The following is a 20,829-nucleotide window of genomic DNA, read 5'->3' as shown; positions in this document are numbered from 1 at the left end:
GCTGGTCCTTGGTCGGGCCAAGGACGAGCGCGCTATGGATCCGCTGATGCCTGGAAAATGCAAGAAACAAACCAAGGCTCCGAAAAGAAGCGGGATTCCTTGATAAAGACCTGTTATTGCGCTTATTCGGATCAGAATCTGCTGATTTACCGTTTCACGTGACCTGTTTTGGGATGATTAGCGGCGGGATTGAGGGCGTTATGCACCAATATAGAGCATCTGCGCGGCTAGCGTTCGACACACAGTTGCGTGGTGGCGCGCACCAGCGCCTGGTGGCGTAGAGGGTCGTTGGTGCGTCGCGCCAAGGCGTGAGCGAGTTTTTGCGTACAGCCCTGATTATGCTGCTGGTCAAAGCGGGCCAGTTCGAACAGTAGCGTCGCCTGGAGTTTGTCCAGGCGGGGCCGAATCTGATTGGCGAGGTCGAGCGGTGCAGCGGGCGGTCGTTGCCCAAGCACTGCCCAGCGGTCGAGAAGGGTGTACTGGATGAGCTTGTTGGCTTCGATCTGGTCAGCGAAAAACGCAGCGGCGCGCTCGGGGCTCAGGTCGTAGTCGGGTGCCATCTCCTGGACGCCCGACAGCACCTGTCGCTCCCGTTCGGGGGCTTCCACGGGCATGCGGTTGTCCCATTTATGCGCCGCGACCGAGGTGGCAAGGTCCAGGCGCTGCTCGATACTGGTCAGCAAGGGCTGAAAGTCTGGTTCGGAAGGTGATGATGCCTGGCAGCCAAGAAGGCCGAATGTGATGACGAGCGCGATGGTGGTGCGTTGCATGGTGATCTCCTTATGCATGGAGACCTGATTGTGGGTTGGGTGACGCATTCTGCTTGTAGGACGCGTCCGATTCGGACGATCGCAAAAACAAAAACGGCCTTCAGAAGAAGGCCGTTTCCGGTGATTTCATCGACGCCAGGCGCCGATTAGATCAGCAGCTGTAGTACAGCTCGTATTCCAGCGGGTGCACGAAGGTGCGGACCTTGATCTCTTCTTCCGACTTCAGCTCGATGAAGGCATCGATGAAGTCATCGGAGAACACGCCGCCCTTGGTCAGGAACGCACGGCCTTTATCCAGCTCTTCCAGAGCTTCTTTCAGGCTGCCGCACACTTGCGGGATGTCTTTGGCCTCTTCCGGCGGCAGATCGTACAGGTTCTTGTCGGCAGCATCGCCTGGGTGGATCTTGTTCTGGATACCGTCGAGGCCAGCCATCAGCAGGGCCGCGAAAGCCAGGTACGGGTTGGCCGATGGGTCCGGGAAACGCGCTTCGATACGGCGCGCTTTCGGGCTGCCGACATAAGGAATACGGATCGAGGCGGAACGGTTGCGTGCCGAGTAGGCCAGCATTACCGGGGCTTCGAAGCCTGGGACCAGACGCTTGTAGGAGTTGGTCGACGGGTTGGTGAAGCCGTTCAGGGCCTTACCGTGCTTGATGATGCCGCCGATGAAGTACAGGGCGGTGTCGGACAGGCCGGCATAGCCTTCACCCGAGAAGGTGTTCTTGCCGTCTTTCCAGATCGACATGTGCACGTGCATGCCCGAGCCGTTATCGCCGTACAGTGGCTTCGGCATGAAGGTGGCGGTACGGCCGTAAGCGTCGGCAACGTTGTGCACGACGTATTTCAGGGCCTGCACTTCGTCAGCTTTCTTCACCAGGGTGTTGAACTTGACGCCGATTTCGTTCTGGCCGGCAGTCGCCACTTCGTGGTGGTGAACTTCAACGGTCTGGCCCATTTCTTCCAGTGCGTTGCACATGGCAGTACGGATTTCGTGGTCGTGGTCGAACGGCGGAACCGGGAAGTAGCCACCTTTAACGCCCGGACGGTGGCCTTTGTTGCCGCCTTCTACGTCAGCGCCAGTCATCCACGAGCCTTGCTCGGAGAAGATCTTGAACATCGAGCCGGAGATGTCCGACTGGAACTTCACTTCGTCGAAGATGAAGAACTCTGGCTCTGGGCCGGCGAATACGGTGTCACCGATGCCGGTGCTCTTCAGGTACTCTTCGGCGCGCTTGGCGATGCCGCGTGGGTCACGGTCGTAGCCCTGCATGCTCGACGGGTCGACGATGTCGCAGGTGATGATCAGGGTCGGCTCTTCGGTGAACGGGTCCAGTACGGCGGTGTCGTCGACCGGCATCAGGATCATGTCGGAGGCTTCGATGCCTTTCCAGCCAGCGATGGAGGAGCCGTCGAACATCTTGCCGACTTCGAAGAAGTCTTCGTCCAGGCCATCACGCGCTGGCATGGTCACGTGATGCTGAATGCCTTTGGTGTCCGTGAAACGCAGATCAATCCACTTGACGTCATGATCTTTGATGAGTTGAACCGACTTCGACATGTTGTCCTCCGGATGGTCTAGGGCGCAGTTGGCCGCTGCCCTGCAAAAAGGGTGTTGCCGGGCGCGGATAGTCGGCCAAGCTTACCTGCCTCACAAGGGAGCAAATTGCATGCCAGTGCCCGAAAATGGCGAGCGCGGGATAAAAAGGGGCGTTTGCGGGCATCGAGCGGTGTAGGGCTGGCAAAAAATGCACTCTTAAGATGCGGATTTTGGCGCGTGCGCACCAATGCGGTGCGTTAGCGGGTTTTTGTGCTTCCTTAAAGGGCCTCATCGCCGGCAAGCCGGGTGCCAGAAGGTCACCACATGCCTCAAGACCTACGCCATGCCCTGTGGGAGCCGGCTTGCCGGCGATGAGGCCGGAGCGGGCAAACATAAAATCCAACCTTCTGTACAAAAGTTGGTCAAATCCTGAGCAATTTCCGATATAATTCGCGCCCCTCATTTTCGGCAGGCCCTGCGCGCGCTGTTAACCAATGAAACTTATCGTCAAAGTCTTCCCAGAAATCACCATCAAGAGCCGGCCGGTGCGCAAGCGCTTCATCCGCCAGCTCAGCAAGAACATCCGCAACGTGCTCAAGGACCTCGATCCTGAGCTCGCGGTCGATGGTGTCTGGGACAATCTCGAAGTGGTCACCCGCGTCGAGGACGAGAAGGTCCAGCGCGAGATGATCGAGCGCCTCGCCTGCACGCCGGGTATTACCCATTTCCTGCAGGTCGAGGAATACCCGCTGGGCGACTTCGACGACATCGTCGCCAAGTGCAAGCACCATTTCGGCCACCTGCTGGCCGGCAAGCACTTCGCCGTACGCTGCAAGCGCGGCGGCCATCACGACTTCACCTCGATGGATGTCGACCGCTACGTCGGCAGCCAGCTGCGTCAGCAGTGCGGCGCCGCCGGCATCGAGCTGAAGAACCCGCAAGTGCTGGTGCGCATCGAAATCCGCAACCAGCGCCTGTACGTGATCCATAACCAGCACCAGGGCATTGGCGGCTATCCGCTGGGCGCCCTGGAGCAGACCCTGGTGTTGATGTCCGGTGGCTTCGACTCCACCGTGGCCGCCTACCAGATGATGCGCCGCGGCCTGATGACCCACTTCTGCTTCTTCAACCTCGGCGGCCGTGCCCACGAGCTGGGCGTGATGGAAGTGGCCCACTACCTGTGGAAAAAGTACGGCAGCAGCCAGCGCGTGCTGTTCATCAGCGTGCCGTTCGAAGAAGTGGTCGGCGAGATCCTCAACAAGGTCGACAACAGCTACATGGGCGTGACCCTCAAGCGCATGATGCTGCGCGGTGCGGCGCACATGGCCGACCGTCTGCAAATCGACGCGCTGGTGACCGGCGAAGCGATCTCCCAGGTGTCGAGCCAGACGCTGCCGAACCTGTCGATCATCGATTCGGCCACCGACAAGCTGGTGCTGCGCCCGTTGCTGGCCAGCCACAAGCAGGACATCATTGACCAGGCCACCGAAATCGGCACCGCCGATTTCGCCAAGCACATGCCTGAATACTGCGGTGTGATCTCGGTAAACCCGACCACTCACGCCAAGCGTCACCGCATGGAGCATGAAGAAAAGCAATTCGACATGGCCGTGCTGGAGCGTGCTCTCGAGCGTGCCAAGTTCATCTCGATCGACCACGTGATCGACGAGCTGGGCAAGGACATCGAGGTCGAGGAAGTACGCGAAGCGCTGCCAGGCCAGATCGTCATCGACATCCGTCACCCCGATGCCCAGGAAGACCAACCCCTGGTAATCGACGGCGTGGAAGTCCAGGTGATGCCGTTTTACGCGATCAACAGCAAGTTCAAGCAGCTGGATGAAACCCGCCAGTACTTGCTGTATTGCGACAAGGGTGTGATGAGCCGTTTGCACGCACACCACCTGCTCAGTGAGGGACATGCCAATGTGCGTGTTTATCGTCCGACATAAGACGCCAGGGCTGTATGGCGGCAGCATCCGCCATCGCCCTCCCGACCGCCGGGCCCGCTGAGCCTTTTACCTTCATATTGGCCGCCTAGACTGGCGGCAACCGAATCCTCTGATCGAGATACAGTTGTGATCGAAAATCTGCGTAACATCGCCATCATCGCCCACGTTGACCATGGTAAAACCACCCTGGTCGACAAACTCCTGCGCCAGTCCGGCACTCTGGAGCGTAACGAGCTCAACGACGAGCGCGTGATGGACTCCAACGACCAGGAAAAAGAGCGCGGCATTACCATTCTGGCGAAAAACACCGCCATCAACTGGAACGGCTACCACATCAACATCGTCGACACCCCCGGCCACGCCGACTTCGGTGGCGAGGTTGAGCGTGTAATGTCGATGGTCGACTCCGTGCTGCTGCTGGTCGACGCCCAGGACGGCCCGATGCCGCAAACCCGCTTCGTGACCAAGAAGGCTTTCGAAGCTGGCCTGAAGCCGATCGTCGTGATCAACAAGGTCGACCGTCCGGGCGCGCGTCCTGACTGGGTTCTGGACCAGATCTTCGACCTGTTCGACAACCTCGGTGCCACCGACGAACAGCTGGACTTCAAAGTCGTCTACGCCTCGGCCCTGAACGGCATTGCCGGTCTGGACCACACCGCAATGGGCGAAGACATGACTGCCCTGTACCAGGCGGTCATCGACCACGTTCCAGCGCCAGCTGTTGACCGTGACGGCCCGTTCCAGATGCAGATCTCCGCACTGGACTACAACAGCTTCCTGGGTGTTATCGGTGTTGGCCGTATTGCCCGTGGTCGCATCAAGCCGAACACCCCGGTTGTCGCCATCGACGCTGACGGCAAGAAGCGTAACGGCCGTATCCTCAAGCTGATGGGCCACCACGGCCTGCACCGCGTGGATGTCGAAGAAGCCCAGGCGGGCGACATCGTCTGCATCAGCGGTTTCGACGAGCTGTTCATCTCCGACACCCTGTGCGACCCGACTGCCGTTGAGGCAATGAAGCCGCTGACCGTTGACGAGCCTACCGTTTCGATGACCTTCCAGGTCAACGACTCGCCGTTCTGCGGCAAGGAAGGCAAGTTCGTCACCAGCCGTAACATCAAGGACCGTCTGGACAAAGAGCTGCTGTACAACGTAGCCCTGCGTGTTGAAGAAACCGACTCCCCAGACAAGTTCAAGGTCTCGGGCCGTGGTGAGCTGCACCTCTCGGTACTGATCGAAACCATGCGTCGCGAAGGCTTCGAATTGGCCCTGGGTCGTCCGGAAGTGATCATCCGTGAAGTGGACGGCGTGAAGCAGGAACCGTTCGAAAACGTCACCATCGACATCCCTGAAGATTCGCAGGGCAAGGTCATGGAAGAGATGGGTCTGCGTAAAGGCGACCTGACCAACATGGTCCCGGATGGCAAGGGCCGTGTACGCCTGGAGTACAACATCCCGGCTCGTGGTCTGATCGGTTTCCGTAACCAGTTCCTGACCCTGACCAACGGTGCAGGCATCCTGACTTCGATCTTCGATCGCTACGATGCAGTGAAGTCCGGCCACATGTCCGGCCGTCAGAACGGCGTACTGGTTTCGGTCGAAACCGGCAAGGCGCTGACCTACTCGCTGGAAACCCTGCAGGCGCGTGGCAAGCTGTTCGTCGAGCACGGTCAAGAGATCTACAACGGTCAGATCATCGGCCAGAACAGCCGCGACAACGACCTGGGCGTCAACCCTACCAAGGGTAAGAAGCTCGACAACATGCGTGCTTCGGGTAAAGACGAAGTCATCGCCCTGGTTCCGCCTGTTCGCTTTACCCTGGAACAGGCTCTGGAATACATCCAGGAAGACGAGCTGTGCGAAGTAACGCCGAAGTCCATCCGTCTTCGCAAGAAGATCCTGGACGAAAGCGAGCGTACCCGCGCTGCCAAGAAAGCCAAGAACAGCTGAGTTAGTTCTGGCTGAATGAAAACGCCCCCGGTCGAAAGGCCGGGGGCGTTTTTTTTTGCCCTTGTTGCACCGTGTTTCACCGGAAGTAATTGCTAACTAAGCAGTTTTTGGCAATGGCTATAGCCCCCAGTACCCTGCGTACTGAAAGTTTTAATGGGGCTGAGGATGAAGGGCAAGAGGTGGAAAGATCATTTGGCACGCGGCGAGATTCATGTAGCGGGAGTTGCGTGGAGCCTGCTTCACCTGCGTCCCGGCTCGCTTCAAGTGGTTATCCCAGAGCATTCCACCCAAGGCTCGCAAGTAGTGACGCTCGCGATACAGTACTCAAGCCACTGCGTCAGTTACGGGCCGAAACAAGGCGCTGAGCTAGATTTTGAGGCGATTGGGGTCGAGCACATGCTGATCGACCACAGAGGAATTCGTCGGGCATTTTGTCCAGGGCGCTACAAGTTGTCTATCCAGCTGCCCAGCATCCTGGCGTCACTTGCGGATCGGCAATGCCTTTTCACGGGGCACAGCAACTGGCTGACCTTGGAGGGGCATCAGTTCGGCTATCCAGAAGGGAGCTGCTACGAGGTCTATTTCAGCCTTCGTCGTGAAGCTGCACTAAACCTGACGGTATATGTTGAAAGTGCCTACGTGCGAGATGCCGGCCATCCTTCTCATCGTCCGGTACGCTTTAAGCGACATGAGAAAATAAAGGGCTGGCTACTGATGTTGAAGAAGCTGAGAAATGAGCCTATTCGACGGCCTGTGAAGCGGTAGCTACCTGTAGAAATACGAAACCCCCGGTTAACGGGGGTCGTATCGCGGATGCCCTTAGGGATTTCTCCCATCAACCGACACGGCCGGAACCAGGTGGCGGCGTCTAGACACTTCCCGAAGGAAGCTCCGTGTACATCAAGACGGTTAAAAGTCTATTGGGTCTCAGTGGGCTCGTCAACGTCCGGGTGCTTTCGGCTTGTAAGCACAATACCCCGGGCGTGGCCCGATCTTCGGGTGATTGCGGCAGGTATCCGGGCGCTTGTCATAAATGGTGCACAGGCGGCTCTTGCGATCCAGATACATGCAGTCATCGTTGCTCATCCGGGTCAGGGTGAAGATCCCCGACTTCTGGTTGAAGCGTTCGATGATGCCTTCCTTCTGCAGGCGTTTGGCCACGTTTTTTGGCGGCTCGTCCTTTTCGAACTCGTCCACCACGCCAATGCGGATCAGGTCTTTGATCTTCACTTCCACGGGCAGCGTGCAGCAGGTCGAATGGCAGCCTCCGCACATATGGCTGGCATAGCGCTGCCAGGTTTCCAGGCGGTCGACTTCGGCCGCGGCAATCAGGGTCGTTTTCATCGTTATAGGTGGTGGATCACGGTCTTGGGGCGCGCGATGATACCGGAGTTGTTCAATTTGTGAACAACCTTTTGCCGGATTGGCAAAGTGGGCATGAAAACTGCGAACCGAGACTGTCACTCCCTGTCGAAGGGTCTAGTCTCAACACTCCCCCTGCGCTTTCGTCAACTTGCCCGAGGATGCCGTATGTCCCAGGAACCCAAAGCACGTGATGCCGAGGTGGCCGATTTTCGTGCCGCTGTACTGGACAAACTTACCTATGCAGTCGGCAAGGACCCTGAGCATGCCTTCGACCACGACTGGTTCGAAGCCATTGCGCTGGCTGCCCGCGATCACATGGTCGACCACTGGATGGACCACACCCGTCAGGCCTATAGACGCAGCCAGAAGCGGGTGTATTACCTCTCCCTCGAATTCCTCATCGGCCGCCTGCTGTATGACAGCCTGAGCAACCTGGGCTTGCTGGATATCGCCCGTGATGCGTTGGAAGGGCTGGATGTGGATCTGGAGCGCATTCGCCTGCTCGAGCCGGATGCCGCACTGGGCAATGGTGGGCTGGGGCGTCTGGCAGCCTGTTTCATGGAAAGCATGTCGACCCTGGGCATTGCCGCCCATGGTTATGGCATCCGTTACGAGCACGGGCTGTTCCGCCAGGCCATGGTCGATGGCTGGCAGCAGGAGCAGACCGAGAACTGGCTGGATTTCGGCAACCCGTGGGAGTTCGAGCGCGCCGAGGTGATCTACCCGATCAGCTTTGGCGGTAGCGTCGAAACGGTGCACGACGCCCACGGCCAGCAGCGTCAGGTCTGGTCGCCGGGCGAAACGGTGCGGGCGGTTGCCTATGACACGCCGGTGGTCGGCTGGCGCGGGTCCAGCGTCAATACCCTGCGCCTGTGGCGTGCACGGGCGCTGGAAGAACTCCACCTGGAGCGTTTCAACGCCGGTGACCACCTGGGGGCGGTGGCGGAAGTCGCGCGCGCCGAAAGTATCTCGCGGGTGCTGTACCCAGCCGACAGTACCGAGGCTGGCCAGGAGCTGCGCCTGCGCCAGGAATACTTCTTTGTCTCGGCATCGCTGCAGGACCTGCTGCGGCGCCACTTGAACATGCACAAGGACCTGCTCAACCTGCCGGATGCGGCGGCGATCCAGCTCAATGACACGCACCCGTCGATTGCCGTGGCCGAACTGATGCGGCTGCTGGTCGACCAGCACGAAATTCCGTGGGAAAAGGCCTGGGAGCTGACCGTCGGTACGTTGGCCTACACCAACCACACCCTGCTGCCCGAAGCCCTTGAAACCTGGCCTGTGGCGCTGATGGAACGCATGCTCCCGCGGCACATGCAGATCATCTACCTGATCAACGCCTACCATATCGACGCCCTGCGCGCGAAAGGCCTGCATGACTTCGATGTGCTACGGGCAGTGTCGCTGATCGAGGAGGACAACGGCCGCCGGGTGCGCATGGGCAACCTGGCATTCCTCGGCTCGCACAGCGTCAACGGGGTGTCGGCGCTGCACAGCAAGCTGATGAAAAGCACGGTGTTCGCCGAGCTGCACAAGCTCTATCCGCAGCGGATCAACAACAAGACCAACGGCATTACCTTCCGCCGCTGGCTGTACCAGGCCAACCCGCAATTGACCGCGATGCTGGTCGAGGCCCTGGGGCCGGAGCTTCTGGACGACCCCGAGGCGCGCCTGGCAAACCTGGTGCCGTTCGCCGACAAGGGCGGCTTTCGCAAGGCGTTCGCCGCGCAGCGCCTGCACAGCAAGCGCGCGCTGGCCAGCATCATCCAGGACCGCGTGGGGGTTACGGTCAACCCAGAGGCGCTGTTCGATGTGCAGGTCAAGCGCATCCACGAATACAAGCGCCAGCTGCTCAACCTGTTGCACACCGTGGCGCTGTACCAGGCCATACGCAACGACCCCGGTATCAACTGGGTGCCCCGGGTGAAGATCTTCGCCGGCAAGGCCGCGGCCAGCTACCACCAGGCCAAGCTGATCATCAAGCTGGCCAACGACATCGCCCGCGTGGTCAACAACGACCCCACCGTGCGTGGCCTGCTCAAGGTGGTGTTCCTGCCCAACTACAACGTCAGCCTGGCGGAGAGCATCATCCCGGCAGCGGACCTGTCGGAGCAGATCTCCACTGCCGGTTACGAAGCCTCGGGTACCAGCAACATGAAGTTCGGCCTCAATGGCGCGTTGACCATCGGCACCCTGGACGGTGCCAACGTGGAGATGTGCGAACAGGTGGGTGCCGACAACATGTTCATCTTCGGTTTGACTGCGCAGCAGGTCGAGGCGCGCAAGCGTGCCGGCGACTTTGGTGCCAGTGCCGCGATAGCCGCCTCCAACCGCTTGAACGATGTACTGCAGGCGATCCGCAGTGGTGTGTTCTCGCCGGATGACCCTGGGCGCTATGCCGGGCTGATCGACGGGCTGGTGGCGTACGACCGCTTCCTGGTCTGCGCCGATTTCGATGCCTACTGGGATGCCCAGCGGCGCGTCGAGGAGCTGTGGCATACACCGCAGGAGTGGTGGCGCGTTGCAGTGCTGAACACGGCAAGGATGGGCTGGTTCTCTTCGGACCGGACCATTCGCGAGTATGCGACCGATATCTGGAAGGCGCTGGATTGAGTGTTGGGGCCGCGGCGCGGCCCAATCGCCGGCAAGCCGGCTCCCACCAGGTCGTGGTTCAGCAGCGTCTGTGGGAGCCGGCTTGCCGGCGATCGGGCTGCACAGCAGCCCCAACTGACCACCGGCCAGGCCATCGCTGAACTACCGACCTAAAGTGCCGTCTGACTGCCCAGCGAGTCTCTTTGCTCGCTAGCATTCAACTCTCCCTGTAAACTGCGGGGGTTTTTCTCCCCCAATCCGTTCGGAGCCATACATGTCCCGCGTTACCCTGAGTCGCTATCTGATTGAGCAGACCCGCAGCAACAATACCCCTGCCGATCTGCGCTTCCTGATCGAAGTGGTAGCGCGTGCGTGCAAGGAAATCAGCCACCACGTGTCCAAGGGCGCCCTCGGCGGCGTGCTGGGCAGCATGGGCACCGAAAACGTGCAGGGCGAAGTGCAGAAGAAGCTGGACGTGATTTCCAACGACATCCTGCTCGAAGCCAACGAGTGGGGCGGCCACCTGGCCGGCATGGCGTCCGAAGAAATGGACAACGCCTACCAGATCCCGGGCAAATACCCGAAAGGCGCCTACCTGCTGGTCTTCGACCCGCTCGACGGCTCGTCGAACATCGACGTCAACGTCTCGGTCGGCACCATCTTCTCGGTACTGCGTTGCCCTAACCAGTACCTGAGCCAGAACGAAAGCCTGAACGAAGAAGCGTTCCTGCAGCCAGGTACCGAGCAGGTCGCTGCCGGTTATGCCATCTACGGCCCGCAGACCATGCTGATCCTGACCCTTGGCAACGGCGTCAAGGGCTTCACCCTGGACCGCGAGCTGGGCAGCTTCGTTCTGACCCACGAAAACATCCAGGTACCGGCCACCACCGCCGAGTTCGCCATCAACATGTCCAACCAGCGCCACTGGGAAGCCCCGGTACAGCGCTACGTGGGCGAGCTGCTGGCCGGTGAGACCGGGCCACTGAAAAAGAACTACAACATGCGCTGGATCGCCTCCATGGTGGCCGATGTACACCGCATCCTGACCCGTGGCGGCCTGTTCATGTACCCGCGCGACGCCCGCGAGCCGAGCAAGCCGGGCAAGCTGCGCCTGATGTACGAAGCCAACCCGATGTCGTTCATCATCGAGCAGGCTGGCGGCGCCTCCACCAACGGTTACGATCGCATCCTCGACATCAAGCCAGAGAGCCTGCACCAACGCGTGTCGGTGATCCTCGGCTCGAAGGAAGAGGTTGAGCGCGTTACCGCCTATCACAAGGAGTAAGACATGCTCGCACCTTGGCAGCCGTTGCTGGAGTGGTGGTTCGGTTGGGGTACCAGTCCCCAGGCCGTGGCTGACGAGAAGAGCACGCTGTGGTTCGGCAAGCATCACGATGCCGAAGCCCAGGCGGTGTTTGGCGAGCTGGTCGAGCATGCCCTGGCGGGCGGGCTCGACGAGTGGCAGCAAAGCCCGCAAGGCTGGCTTGGCCTGTTGATCCTGCTGGACCAGCTGCCGCGCATGATCTACCGCGACACGCCGCGCGCCTTCGAGGGCGACCGGCGTGCCCAGGTGGTCGCGCTGCAGGGTTTGCAGAAGGGCTGGGATTACCAGCTGCTGCCGATCCAGCGAGTGTTCGTGCTGCTGGTGCTGGAGCATGCCGAAGTGCTGGACTGGCAGAACCTGTGCGTCGAACGCTATCAGGTGCTGCTGGATGAGCAGCCAGAGGCCCACCGACGCTTGTTCGAAGGCTTCCTCGACTATGCCGAGCAGCACCAGCGCGTGATTGCAAGGTTCGGGCGCTTCCCGCACCGCAACCTGATGCTGGAGCGGCCGAGCACCAGCGAAGAGATGGATTTTCTACTGGAGCCTGGCTCCAGGTTCTGAGTAATGAATGGGGCCGCGATGCGGCCCCATTTGTTTTTGGGGCCTGAAGCGCCTGCGCAGCGCCAGCCGACCAACGGTGTTGAACGAAAGGCGGGCAGGCAGGGAACCAGGGAGCGATTTTCCCGTCGAAGGTCACTGCAGCCACTCGCCTGCACCCACCTTCCAGGAGTGTTCCTTCATGTCGTTGCGTTCCCTCGCCCTGTTGTCCTTGTGCGTCGTCCTGACTGCGTGCAGCAAGATCAATCAGGAAAACTATTCCAAGCTCAAGGCCGGTATGAACAAGGCCGAGGTCGAGCAACTGCTCGGCACGCCCACCGAGTGCTCTGGCGCACTGGGCATGAGCAGCTGCACCTGGGGGGACGAGAAGAGCTTCATCAGCGTGCAGTACGCAGCTGACAAGGTATTGATGTACTCAGGGCAGGGCCTCAAATGACGCGTCTGCACCTGCTGCTGGGGTTGTGCCTGGTGATGCTGTTGGGTGGCTGCGCCACCTCGGCCAACGACCCGCTGGCGCCGAAGACCGCCGGTAACGTCGACCTCAAGCGGTACCAGGGCAAGTGGTACGAGCTGGCCCGCTTGCCGATGCCGTATCAGAGCGAATGCGCCCAGTCCGAGGCCCATTACAACCTCAAGCCTGACGGCTCGTACGGTGTGCTCAACCGTTGCCGCACGATGGGTGATGAATGGCTGCGCGCCGAAGGCCACGCCAACATTCAGCAGCCGGGGCATACCGACAGGTTGTGGGTGGAGTTCGACAACTGGTTCACCCGCCTGGTGCCAGGCCTGACCAGGGGCGAATACTGGATCCTGTACGTGGATGAGCGTTACCGTACGGCGATCGTCGGCAGCCCGGACCGCAAATACCTGTGGATTCTGTCGCGCACGCCTTCATTGCCGGCATGGGAGCGTGAGAACCTGCAGGCCAAGGCACGGCAGCAGGGTTATGACACCAGCCGGTTGATTTGGCGGATGGCGGACAAGCAGATCGTGCAGATGCATTGAGTCGACTGGGGCCGCTTTGCGGCCCTTTCGCGACAGTTGCTCCCACAACTGGCTGCACACCCGCCCATGCAATCAACCCAGCAGCTGGCGCAACACCTCGACAAACGCCAGCGCGCTCTGCGCTTCCTGTTCATGCCGCCCCTGGCGCACCACCCACTGCCCATTGACCATCACGTCGCGCACCTGGCGGTCGCCCCCGGCGAACAGCCAGCGGTTGAGAATGGCATCGCCATCGGCCATGGCGATATACGGGTCCTGGCCATCAAGTACCAGCCAGTCAGCACGCTTGCCCACCGCCAGTTCACCGACGGGCTGCCCCAGTGCCTGGGCACCGCCTCGCAATGCAGCGTCATACAACGTGCGCCCGACCATCGGCTGGTCTTCGCGGTGCAGCCGGTTGCGCCGCTGATCACGCAGGCGTTGGCCGTATTCCAGCCAACGCAGCTCCTCCACCACGCTGAGTGACACATGGCTGTCGGAGCCGATACCCATGCGCCCACCCTGGGCCAGGAAGTCCACGGCCGGGAAAATACCGTCACCCAGGTTGGCCTCGGTGGTCAGGCACAGGCCTGCCACGGCTTTACTGCGGGCCATGGCCGCCACTTCTGCAGGCTGCGCATGGGTGGCATGCACCAGGCACCAGCGCGCATCCACAGGCACATGTTCATACAGCCATTGCAGCGGACGCAGGCCACTCCAGGCCAGGCAGTCGTCGACCTCCTTCTGTTGTTCGGCGATGTGAATATGGATGGGGCATTGCTGATTGCCGGCAGCCAGCACTTCGGTGATCTGCTCAGGCGTTACCGCGCGCAACGAGTGAAAGCACAGGCCCAGCTGCTGTGCAGGCTGCGCCGCCAGTACCGGGGCCAGCTGCGCTTGCAGTTGCAGGTAGTGCTCGGTGGAGTTGATGAAGCGCCGCTGCCCTTGGTTGGGTGCCTGGCCGCCGAAACCGGCGTGGCTGTAAAGCACCGGCAGCAAGGTCAGGCCAATGCCGCTGCTGGCCGCCGCAGCACTGATGCGCCGGGAAAGTTCGGCCGGGTCGGCGTAAGCCTCGCCTGCCTGGTCATGGTGCACGTAGTGGAACTCGGCAACCGAGGTGTAGCCGGCCTTGAGCATCTCGATGTATAGCTGGCGGGCGATGACCTGCAGTTGCTCTGGCGTTATCTTGCCGACCAGGCGGTACATCAGTTCGCGCCAGGTCCAGAAGCTGTCGTTGGGGTTGCCCGCCACCTCGGCCAGGCCCGCCATGGCTCGTTGAAAGGCATGGGAGTGCAGGTTGGGCATGCCCGGCAGTACTGGGCCACTGAGACGCTCGGCGCCCTCGGCACCGGCATCGGCTTGAACCGCAGCCAAGTGGCCATCGGCGGCCACCTCGAAGCGAACATCGTGGGCCCAACCGCTGGGCAGGAGGGCACGTTCGGCGTAGTAGGCGGGCATTGCGCTATCCTGTTATTGTTCAACTTGTATATACATATACAGCCGTTTGCCTGCCGGGTAAACTCCGGCAAGCTACCGTTCAACCCAATTGCACAAGGATCAAACGCCGTGCCGACACCTCCTGTCTCCGCGCTGGTAGCCCAGATGGGCGAGGGCCCGGCGCCGCTCTACGCCCGGGTCAAACAGATGATCATCCAGCACATCGAGAATGGCAGCTGGCCGCCGCACCACCGGGTGCCGTCCGAAAGCGAGCTGGTCAGCCAGCTGGGTTTCAGCCGCATGACCATCAACCGCGCGCTGCGCGAACTCACCGCCGAAGGGCTGCTGGTGCGGATGCAGGGCGTCGGCACCTTCGTTGCCGAACCCAAGACCCGTTCGGCGCTGTTCGAGGTCAACAACATCGCCGACGAAATCGCCGCACGTGGCCACCAGCATAGCTGCCAGGTCATCACCCTGGCCGAGGAAGCGGCCGGCTCCGAGCGCGCCCTGGCGCTGGACATGCGCGAAGGCCAGCGGGTGTTTCATTCGCTGATCGTGCATTACGAAAACGGCGTGCCGGTGCAGATCGAAGACCGCTACGTCAACGCGCAGATCGCCCCCGACTACCTCAAGCAGGACTTCACCCGGCAGACGCCTTACGCCTACCTGTCCCAGGTGGCGCCGCTGACCGAAGGCGAGCACGTGGTCGAAGCCATCCTCGCCGAGGCGCACGAGTGCCAGTTGCTGCAGATCGAAGCGGGCGAACCTTGCCTGCTGATCCGCCGCCGTACCTGGTCCGGTCGCCAGCCCGTTACCGCGGCGCGGCTGATTCACCCCGGTTCCCGTCATCGCCTGGAAGGACGTTTCAGCAAATGAGCCAGTTGCAGTGGTTGCGCGCTAAAGACTACCCGCGCATGCCGTGGAAGAACGGCGGTGGCTTCACTGAAGAAATCACCCGCGATGCGGGCGACGGGCTGGATGGCTTTGGCTGGCGCCTGTCGATCGCCGACATCGAAGCGTCTGGCGGCTTCTCCAGCTTTGCCGGTTACCAGCGGATCATCACCGTACTGCAAGGTGGTGGCATGCGCCTGACGGTGGATGGCGCACACAGCCGCCCACTGCTGCCGTTCGATGCTTATGCGTTCAGCGGTGAGAGCCAGGTGAGTTGCACGCTATTGGGCGGGCCGATTCGCGACTTTAACCTGATCTATGCGCCGGGGCGTTACCGGGCACGGTTGCAGTGGTTCAACGGTGGGAGTCGGTTGTTCAGCGCTGCCAGCAGCGTATTGATTTTCAGTGGCCAGGCGCAACTGCAGGTGAGTCTTGATGGCCAGGTGCAGCCGGCGCTGGGGCTGTATGACTGCTTGCAACTGAGCGGTAACGACCGTTTGGTCGAAGTGGATGTGCTGGGGCGCTGCTGTGTTATCGAGCTTACCCCGCTTTTTGAGTGATGCCTGCAGCCCTATCGCGGGCAAGCCCGCTCCTACAGGCACCCCATTGCCCTGGTAGGAGCGGGCTTGCCCGCGATAGGGCCGGAAAAGTTACCCGGTAACGCTCCCAAACCGCTCACGCTGTTACCGATCGCCCCAAGATGGCGCAATGCCGTCGAGCTGCTCACTGCGCTCCTCAACCCCCCAACCAGCTTTTCTAACTTTCTCCAAACGTTGATCTACGGGGGCTCCACCCCCCCTTCGTGCGCCCGAAAAACACCTGCAAACCCAACTTGGCCATTCAATTGCATATGCTTGTATGTACAAGTAAAGCCAAGTGCGCGAAAGTGGATAGGCCGTCCCCATTCGCGCTGTACGCACCCGAGGAGCACTTTTCGTGACTGACAACAAACTCAACAAATTCCGTGACGTCGAGATCCGCGCCCCGCGTGGCAACAAGCTGACGGCCAAAAGCTGGCTGACCGAAGCGCCGCTGCGCATGCTGATGAACAACCTCGACCCGCAGGTCGCCGAAAACCCGAAAGAGCTGGTGGTGTACGGCGGCATTGGCCGCGCCGCGCGCAATTGGGCCTGCTACGACAAGATCGTCGAAAGCCTGACCAACCTGAACGACGATGAAACCCTGCTGGTGCAGTCGGGCAAGCCGGTCGGCGTGTTCAAGACCCACACCAACGCCCCGCGCGTGCTGATCGCCAACTCCAACCTGGTGCCGCACTGGGCCAACTGGGAACACTTCAACGAACTCGACGCCAAGGGCCTGGCCATGTACGGCCAGATGACCGCCGGCAGCTGGATCTACATCGGCAGCCAGGGCATCGTCCAGGGCACTTACGAAACCTTCGTCGAGGCTGGTCGCCAGCACTACGGCGGCAGCCTGAAAGGCAAGTGGGTACTGACTGCGGGCCTCGGCGGCATGGGCGGCGCCCAGCCACTGGCCGCAACCCTGGCCGGTGCCTGCTCGCTGAACATCGAATGCCAGCAGAGCCGTATCGACTTCCGCCTCGACACCCGCTACGTCGACGAGCAAGCCAAGGACCTCGACGACGCCCTGGCTCGCATCGCCAAGTACACCGCCGAAGGCAAGGCGATCTCCATCGCCTTGCATGGCAACGCCGCCGAAATCCTGCCCGAGCTGGTCAAGCGCGGCGTGCGCCCGGACATGGTCACCGACCAGACCAGCGCCCACGACCCACTCAACGGCTACCTGCCAGCCGGCTGGACCTGGGACCAATACCGCGACCGCGCCCAGACCGAGCCCGCCGCCGTGGTCAAGGCCGCCAAGCAGTCCATGGCCGTGCACGTGCAGGCCATGCTGGACTTCCAGAAGCAAGGCGTGCCGACCTTCGACTACGGCAACAACATTCGCCAGATGGCCAAGGAAGAAGGCGTTGCCAATGCCTTCGACTTCCCAGGCTTCGTCCCTGCTTACATCCGCCCGCTGTTCTGCCGCGGCATCGGCCCGTTCCGCTGGGCGGCGCTGTCCGGCGAGGCCGAGGACATCTACAAGACCGACGCCAAGGTCAAGGAGCTGATCCCCGATGACGCCCACCTGCACCGCTGGCTGGACATGGCCCGCGAGCGCATCAGCTTCCAGGGCCTGCCGGCACGTATCTGCTGGGTGGGCCTGGGCCTGCGCGCGAAGCTGGGCCTGGCGTTCAACGAAATGGTGCGCAGCGGCGAGCTGTCGGCGCCGATCGTGATCGGCCGTGACCACCTCGACTCGGGCTCGGTGTCCAGCCCGAACCGCGAAACCGAAGCCATGCAGGACGGCTCGGATGCCGTGTCCGACTGGCCGCTGCTCAACGCCCTGTTGAACACCGCCAGCGGCGCGACCTGGGTGTCGCTGCACCATGGCGGCGGTGTGGGCATGGGCTTCTCGCAGCACTCGGGCATGGTCATCGTGTGTGATGGCACCGACGAGGCGGCCGAGCGCATCGCCCGCGTGCTGACCAACGACCCGGCCACCGGGGTGATGCGCCATGCCGATGCGGGCTACCAGATTGCGATTGATTGCGCCAAAGAGCAGGGGTTGAACCTGCCGATGATTACTGGCTGACAGGCCCTGAGCGGCTGCTGTGCAGCCCACCGCCGGCAAGCCGGCTCCCACGGGTTACACGCTGTTCATGTGGGAGCCGGCTTGCCGGCGATGGGGCGCGAAGCGGTCCCAAAATGGCCATTTCCTTGCAAGGACTGCCGATTTCCACTTTCAAGTTTGGGAGCGTCACGCAATGAAAACCAACAAGACCTTGCTTGCCTCGCTGTTCGCCCTCGGCCTGCTCGGCGCTGCCGGCAGCAGCCAGGCCGCCGGCTGGTGCGAGTCTGGCAAGCCGGTGAAGTTCGCCGGGCTGAACTGGGAAAGCGGCATGCTGCTGACCGACGTGATGCAGTTCGTACTGAAGAACGGCTACGGCTGCGAAACCGACAGCCTGCCCGGCAACTCGATCACCATGGAAAACGCCCTGGGCACCAATGACATCCAGGTCTTCGCCGAAGAGTGGGTCGGCCGCAGCGAGGTCTGGAAGAAGGCCGAGGCGGCCGGCAAGGTGGTTGGCGTCGGCGCCCCGGTGGTGGGCGCAGAGGAGGGTTGGTACGTGCCCCGCTACGTGATCGAGGGCGACGCCAAGCGCAAGCTCGAAGCCAAGGCGCCAGCGCTCAAGAGCGTGGCTGACCTGGGCAAATACGCCAGCGTGTTCAAGGACCAGGAAGAGCCGGGCAAAGGCCGGTTCTACAACTGCCCGGCCGGTTGGACCTGCGAACTGGACAACAGCAGGATGCTCAAGGAATACGGCCTGGAGGGCAGCTACACCAACTTCCGCCCCGGCACCGGTCCGGCCCTGGATGCCGCCGTGCTGTCGAGCTACAAGCGTGGCGAGCCGATTCTCTTCTACTACTGGACGCCCACCCCGCTGATGGGCCAGGTCGACCTGGTGAAGCTGCAGGAGAAACAGGGTGTGGACAAGTCTGTGTCGATCAAGGTCGGGCTGTCGAAAACCTTCCACGAACAAGCCCCCGAGCTGGTTGCGGTGCTGGAAAAGGTCAACCTGCCGATCGACCTGCTGAACCAGAACCTGGCGCGCATGACCAAGGATCGGATCGAGTCGCCTGCGCTGGCCAAGGCGTTCCTCAAGGAACATCCTGAAGTCTGGCAGGCCTGGGTCAGCGATGAGGCTGCCAAGAAGATCAACGCGGCGCTCTGAGCGTCCTCAGCTGATGAGTGAACCCCATGTTTCCTGACAACCTGACATTCTCCATCGCCGACTGGGTCAACGGCTGGGTCGACGCCCTGGTGACCAACTATGGCGACGTGTTCCGGCACATCTCCGACACCCTGCTGTGGGCCATCGTCAGCCTCGAAGGCGTGCTGCGCGCCACACCGTGGTGGCTGATGCTGGCCGTGGTGGCGGCCATCGCCTGGCACGCCACTCGGCGCATCCTGCCGACCCTGGTGATCACCGGCCTGCTGTTTCTGGTCGGTGCCGTCGGCCTGTGGGACAAGCTGATGCAGACCCTGGCGCTGATGCTGGTCGCCACGCTGATCTCGGTGCTGGTGGGCATTCCGCTGGGCATCCTGTCGGCGCGCAGCAACCGCCTGCGCGCTGTGCTGATGCCGCTGCTGGACATCATGCAGACCATGCCCAGCTTCGTGTACCTGATCCCGGTGCTGATGCTGTTCGGCCTGGGCAAGGTGCCTGCGATCTTCGCCACGGTGATCTACGCTGCGCCGCCGCTGATCCGCCTGACCGACCTGGGCATTCGCCAGGTGGACGGCGAAGTCATGGAGGCGATCAACGCCTTTGGTGCCAACCGCTGGCAACAACTGTTCGGCGTGCAATTGCCGCTGGCGTTGCCGAGCATCATGGCGGGCATCAACCAGACCACCATGATGGCCCTGTCGATGGTGGTGATCGCGTCGATGATCGGCGCCCGTGGCCTGGGTGAAGACGTACTGGTGGGCATCCAGACCCTCAACGTCGGCCGCGGCCTCGAAGCCGGCCTGGCCATCGTCATTCTTGCGGTGGTGATCGACCGCATTACCCAGGCCTATGGCCGGCCACGCCATGAGGTGAGCAAATGAGCACGCAGCCGATCAGCAAGATCGAGGTGAAGAACGTCTTCAAGATCTTTGGCGACCGCGCCGCCGAGGCGTTGCAGTTGATCCGCAACAACCAGAGCAAGGAGCAGGTGCTGTCGCAGACCGGCTGCGTGGTCGGGGTCAATGACCTGTCGCTGTCCATCGGTAGCGGCGAAATCTTCGTGATCATGGGCCTGTCCGGCTCGGGCAAGTCGACCCTGGTGCGCCACTTCAACCGCCTCATCGACCCCACCAGCGGGCAGATCCTGGTCGATGGCGAAGACATCCTGCAGTACGACATGGAGGCCCTGCGCGAATTTCGCCGGCGCAAGATCAGCATGGTGTTCCAGAGCTTCGGCCTGCTGCCGCACCGCAATGTGCTCGACAACGTGGCCTACGGCTTGAAGGTGCGCGGCGAGAGCAAGCAGTTGTGCGCCGAGCGTGCCCAGCAATGGATCGAGACCGTGGGCCTCAAGGGCTACGAGAAGAAGTACCCGCACCAGTTGTCGGGCGGCATGCGCCAGCGCGTCGGCCTGGCCCGGGCATTGGCGGCGGACACCGACATCATTCTCATGGACGAGGCCTTCAGCGCCCTCGACCCGTTGATCCGCGCAGAGATGCAGGACCAGTTGCTGGAACTGCAGAAAACCCTGCACAAGACCATCGTGTTCATCACCCATGACCTGGACGAAGCCGTGCGCATTGGCAACCGCATCGCCATCCTCAAGGACGGCCGGCTGATCCAGGTGGGCACGCCGCACCAGATCCTCCATAACCCGGCCGACGAATACGTCGACCGCTTCGTCCAGCGCCGCGCGGTCGCGGTATGAGGAACAG

The 20,829-nt window shown here is 61.6% G+C and carries 18 protein-coding genes; 14 read left to right on the top strand and 4 right to left on the bottom strand.

What is annotated here, in order from left to right:
* Positions 1-227 precede the first annotated feature (227 nt).
* Together ABEH27_RS13765 and glnA are read right to left on the bottom strand one after the other, a co-directional pair.
* The gene (locus tag ABEH27_RS13765) at positions 228-770 is read right to left on the bottom strand and encodes a chorismate mutase (protein WP_346614110.1); all 543 of its coding nucleotides are present in this window, start codon (positions 768-770) and stop codon (positions 228-230) included.
* Between the two features lie 151 nt (positions 771-921).
* Positions 922-2,328, bottom strand: coding sequence for a type I glutamate--ammonia ligase (glnA, locus tag ABEH27_RS13760; RefSeq protein WP_008095432.1), 1,407 nt, complete (start codon positions 2,326-2,328; stop codon positions 922-924).
* A gap of 473 nt (positions 2,329-2,801) precedes the next feature.
* On the opposite strand from glnA, the gene thiI reads away from it, so the two are divergent.
* From thiI to ABEH27_RS13745, 3 genes are all read left to right on the top strand, one after another.
* Positions 2,802-4,256 (top strand): tRNA uracil 4-sulfurtransferase ThiI, encoded by a 1,455-nt coding sequence (gene thiI, locus ABEH27_RS13755; protein WP_346614109.1) that lies wholly within the window; start codon positions 2,802-2,804, stop codon positions 4,254-4,256.
* Between the two features lie 126 nt (positions 4,257-4,382).
* Positions 4,383-6,206, top strand: coding sequence for a translational GTPase TypA (typA, locus tag ABEH27_RS13750; protein ID WP_346614108.1), 1,824 nt, complete (start codon positions 4,383-4,385; stop codon positions 6,204-6,206).
* A gap of 165 nt (positions 6,207-6,371) precedes the next feature.
* Complete coding sequence (locus tag ABEH27_RS13745) at positions 6,372-6,971, top strand: hypothetical protein (protein ID WP_346614107.1); 600 nt, start codon at positions 6,372-6,374, stop codon at positions 6,969-6,971.
* Positions 6,972-7,145: 174 nt separating this feature from the next.
* Here the strand turns inward: ABEH27_RS13745 and ABEH27_RS13740 are convergent, their stop codons facing one another.
* On the bottom strand, positions 7,146-7,550 hold the full coding sequence (locus tag ABEH27_RS13740) for a YkgJ family cysteine cluster protein (RefSeq protein WP_346614106.1): 405 nt from the start codon (positions 7,548-7,550) through the stop codon (positions 7,146-7,148).
* Positions 7,551-7,736: 186 nt separating this feature from the next.
* On the opposite strand from ABEH27_RS13740, the gene ABEH27_RS13735 reads away from it, so the two are divergent.
* From ABEH27_RS13735 to ABEH27_RS13715, 5 genes are all read left to right on the top strand, one after another.
* Positions 7,737-10,187: a glycogen/starch/alpha-glucan phosphorylase gene (locus ABEH27_RS13735; RefSeq protein ID WP_346614105.1), complete on the top strand. Its 2,451-nt coding sequence runs from the start codon at positions 7,737-7,739 to the stop codon at positions 10,185-10,187.
* Positions 10,188-10,440: 253 nt separating this feature from the next.
* Positions 10,441-11,451, top strand: coding sequence for a class 1 fructose-bisphosphatase (locus ABEH27_RS13730; protein ID WP_012274595.1), 1,011 nt, complete (start codon positions 10,441-10,443; stop codon positions 11,449-11,451).
* 3 nt (positions 11,452-11,454) lie between these two features.
* Positions 11,455-12,051: a DUF924 family protein gene (locus tag ABEH27_RS13725; RefSeq protein ID WP_346614104.1), complete on the top strand. Its 597-nt coding sequence runs from the start codon at positions 11,455-11,457 to the stop codon at positions 12,049-12,051.
* 178 nt (positions 12,052-12,229) lie between these two features.
* The gene (gene bamE / locus ABEH27_RS13720; RefSeq protein WP_079230016.1) at positions 12,230-12,484 is read left to right on the top strand and encodes an outer membrane protein assembly factor BamE; all 255 of its coding nucleotides are present in this window, start codon (positions 12,230-12,232) and stop codon (positions 12,482-12,484) included.
* On the top strand, positions 12,481-13,053 hold the full coding sequence (locus ABEH27_RS13715) for a lipocalin family protein (protein ID WP_346614103.1): 573 nt from the start codon (positions 12,481-12,483) through the stop codon (positions 13,051-13,053). The genes bamE and ABEH27_RS13715 overlap by 4 nt, the downstream gene beginning before the upstream one ends.
* Positions 13,054-13,125: 72 nt before the next feature.
* On the opposite strand, the gene ABEH27_RS13710 is transcribed toward ABEH27_RS13715, so the two are convergent.
* Positions 13,126-14,490, bottom strand: coding sequence for a formimidoylglutamate deiminase (locus tag ABEH27_RS13710; protein WP_346614102.1), 1,365 nt, complete (start codon positions 14,488-14,490; stop codon positions 13,126-13,128).
* A gap of 144 nt (positions 14,491-14,634) precedes the next feature.
* On the opposite strand from ABEH27_RS13710, the gene hutC reads away from it, so the two are divergent.
* The 6 genes from hutC to ABEH27_RS13680 all read left to right on the top strand — a co-directional run bounded on the left by hutC (position 14,635) and on the right by ABEH27_RS13680 (position 20,822).
* Positions 14,635-15,345: a histidine utilization repressor gene (gene hutC, locus ABEH27_RS13705; protein ID WP_346614219.1), complete on the top strand. Its 711-nt coding sequence runs from the start codon at positions 14,635-14,637 to the stop codon at positions 15,343-15,345.
* The gene (locus tag ABEH27_RS13700) at positions 15,342-15,920 is read left to right on the top strand and encodes a HutD family protein (protein ID WP_346614101.1); all 579 of its coding nucleotides are present in this window, start codon (positions 15,342-15,344) and stop codon (positions 15,918-15,920) included. Before hutC ends, ABEH27_RS13700 begins: the two co-directional genes overlap by 4 nt.
* 376 nt (positions 15,921-16,296) lie before the next feature.
* Positions 16,297-17,976, top strand: coding sequence for a urocanate hydratase (gene hutU / locus ABEH27_RS13695; RefSeq protein ID WP_346614100.1), 1,680 nt, complete (start codon positions 16,297-16,299; stop codon positions 17,974-17,976).
* Positions 17,977-18,148: 172 nt separating this feature from the next.
* Positions 18,149-19,117 (top strand): ABC transporter substrate-binding protein, encoded by a 969-nt coding sequence (locus ABEH27_RS13690; protein ID WP_346614099.1) that lies wholly within the window; start codon positions 18,149-18,151, stop codon positions 19,115-19,117.
* 26 nt (positions 19,118-19,143) lie between these two features.
* Positions 19,144-19,995 carry a proline/glycine betaine ABC transporter permease gene (locus tag ABEH27_RS13685; protein ID WP_346614098.1) on the top strand — a complete coding sequence of 284 codons (852 nt, stop codon included), beginning with the start codon at positions 19,144-19,146 and terminating at the stop codon, positions 19,993-19,995.
* Positions 19,992-20,822 (top strand): glycine betaine/L-proline ABC transporter ATP-binding protein, encoded by an 831-nt coding sequence (locus tag ABEH27_RS13680; protein ID WP_346614097.1) that lies wholly within the window; start codon positions 19,992-19,994, stop codon positions 20,820-20,822. Before ABEH27_RS13685 ends, ABEH27_RS13680 begins: the two co-directional genes overlap by 4 nt.
* The last annotated feature ends 7 nt before the right edge of the window (positions 20,823-20,829 follow it).

The organism is Pseudomonas sp. P39-UII1 (assembly GCF_039672635.1).
GTDB lineage: Bacteria > Pseudomonadota > Gammaproteobacteria > Pseudomonadales > Pseudomonadaceae > Aquipseudomonas.
The sequence above is the reverse complement of the archived record's forward strand: the minus strand, read 5'-3'. Positions and strand labels throughout refer to the sequence as shown.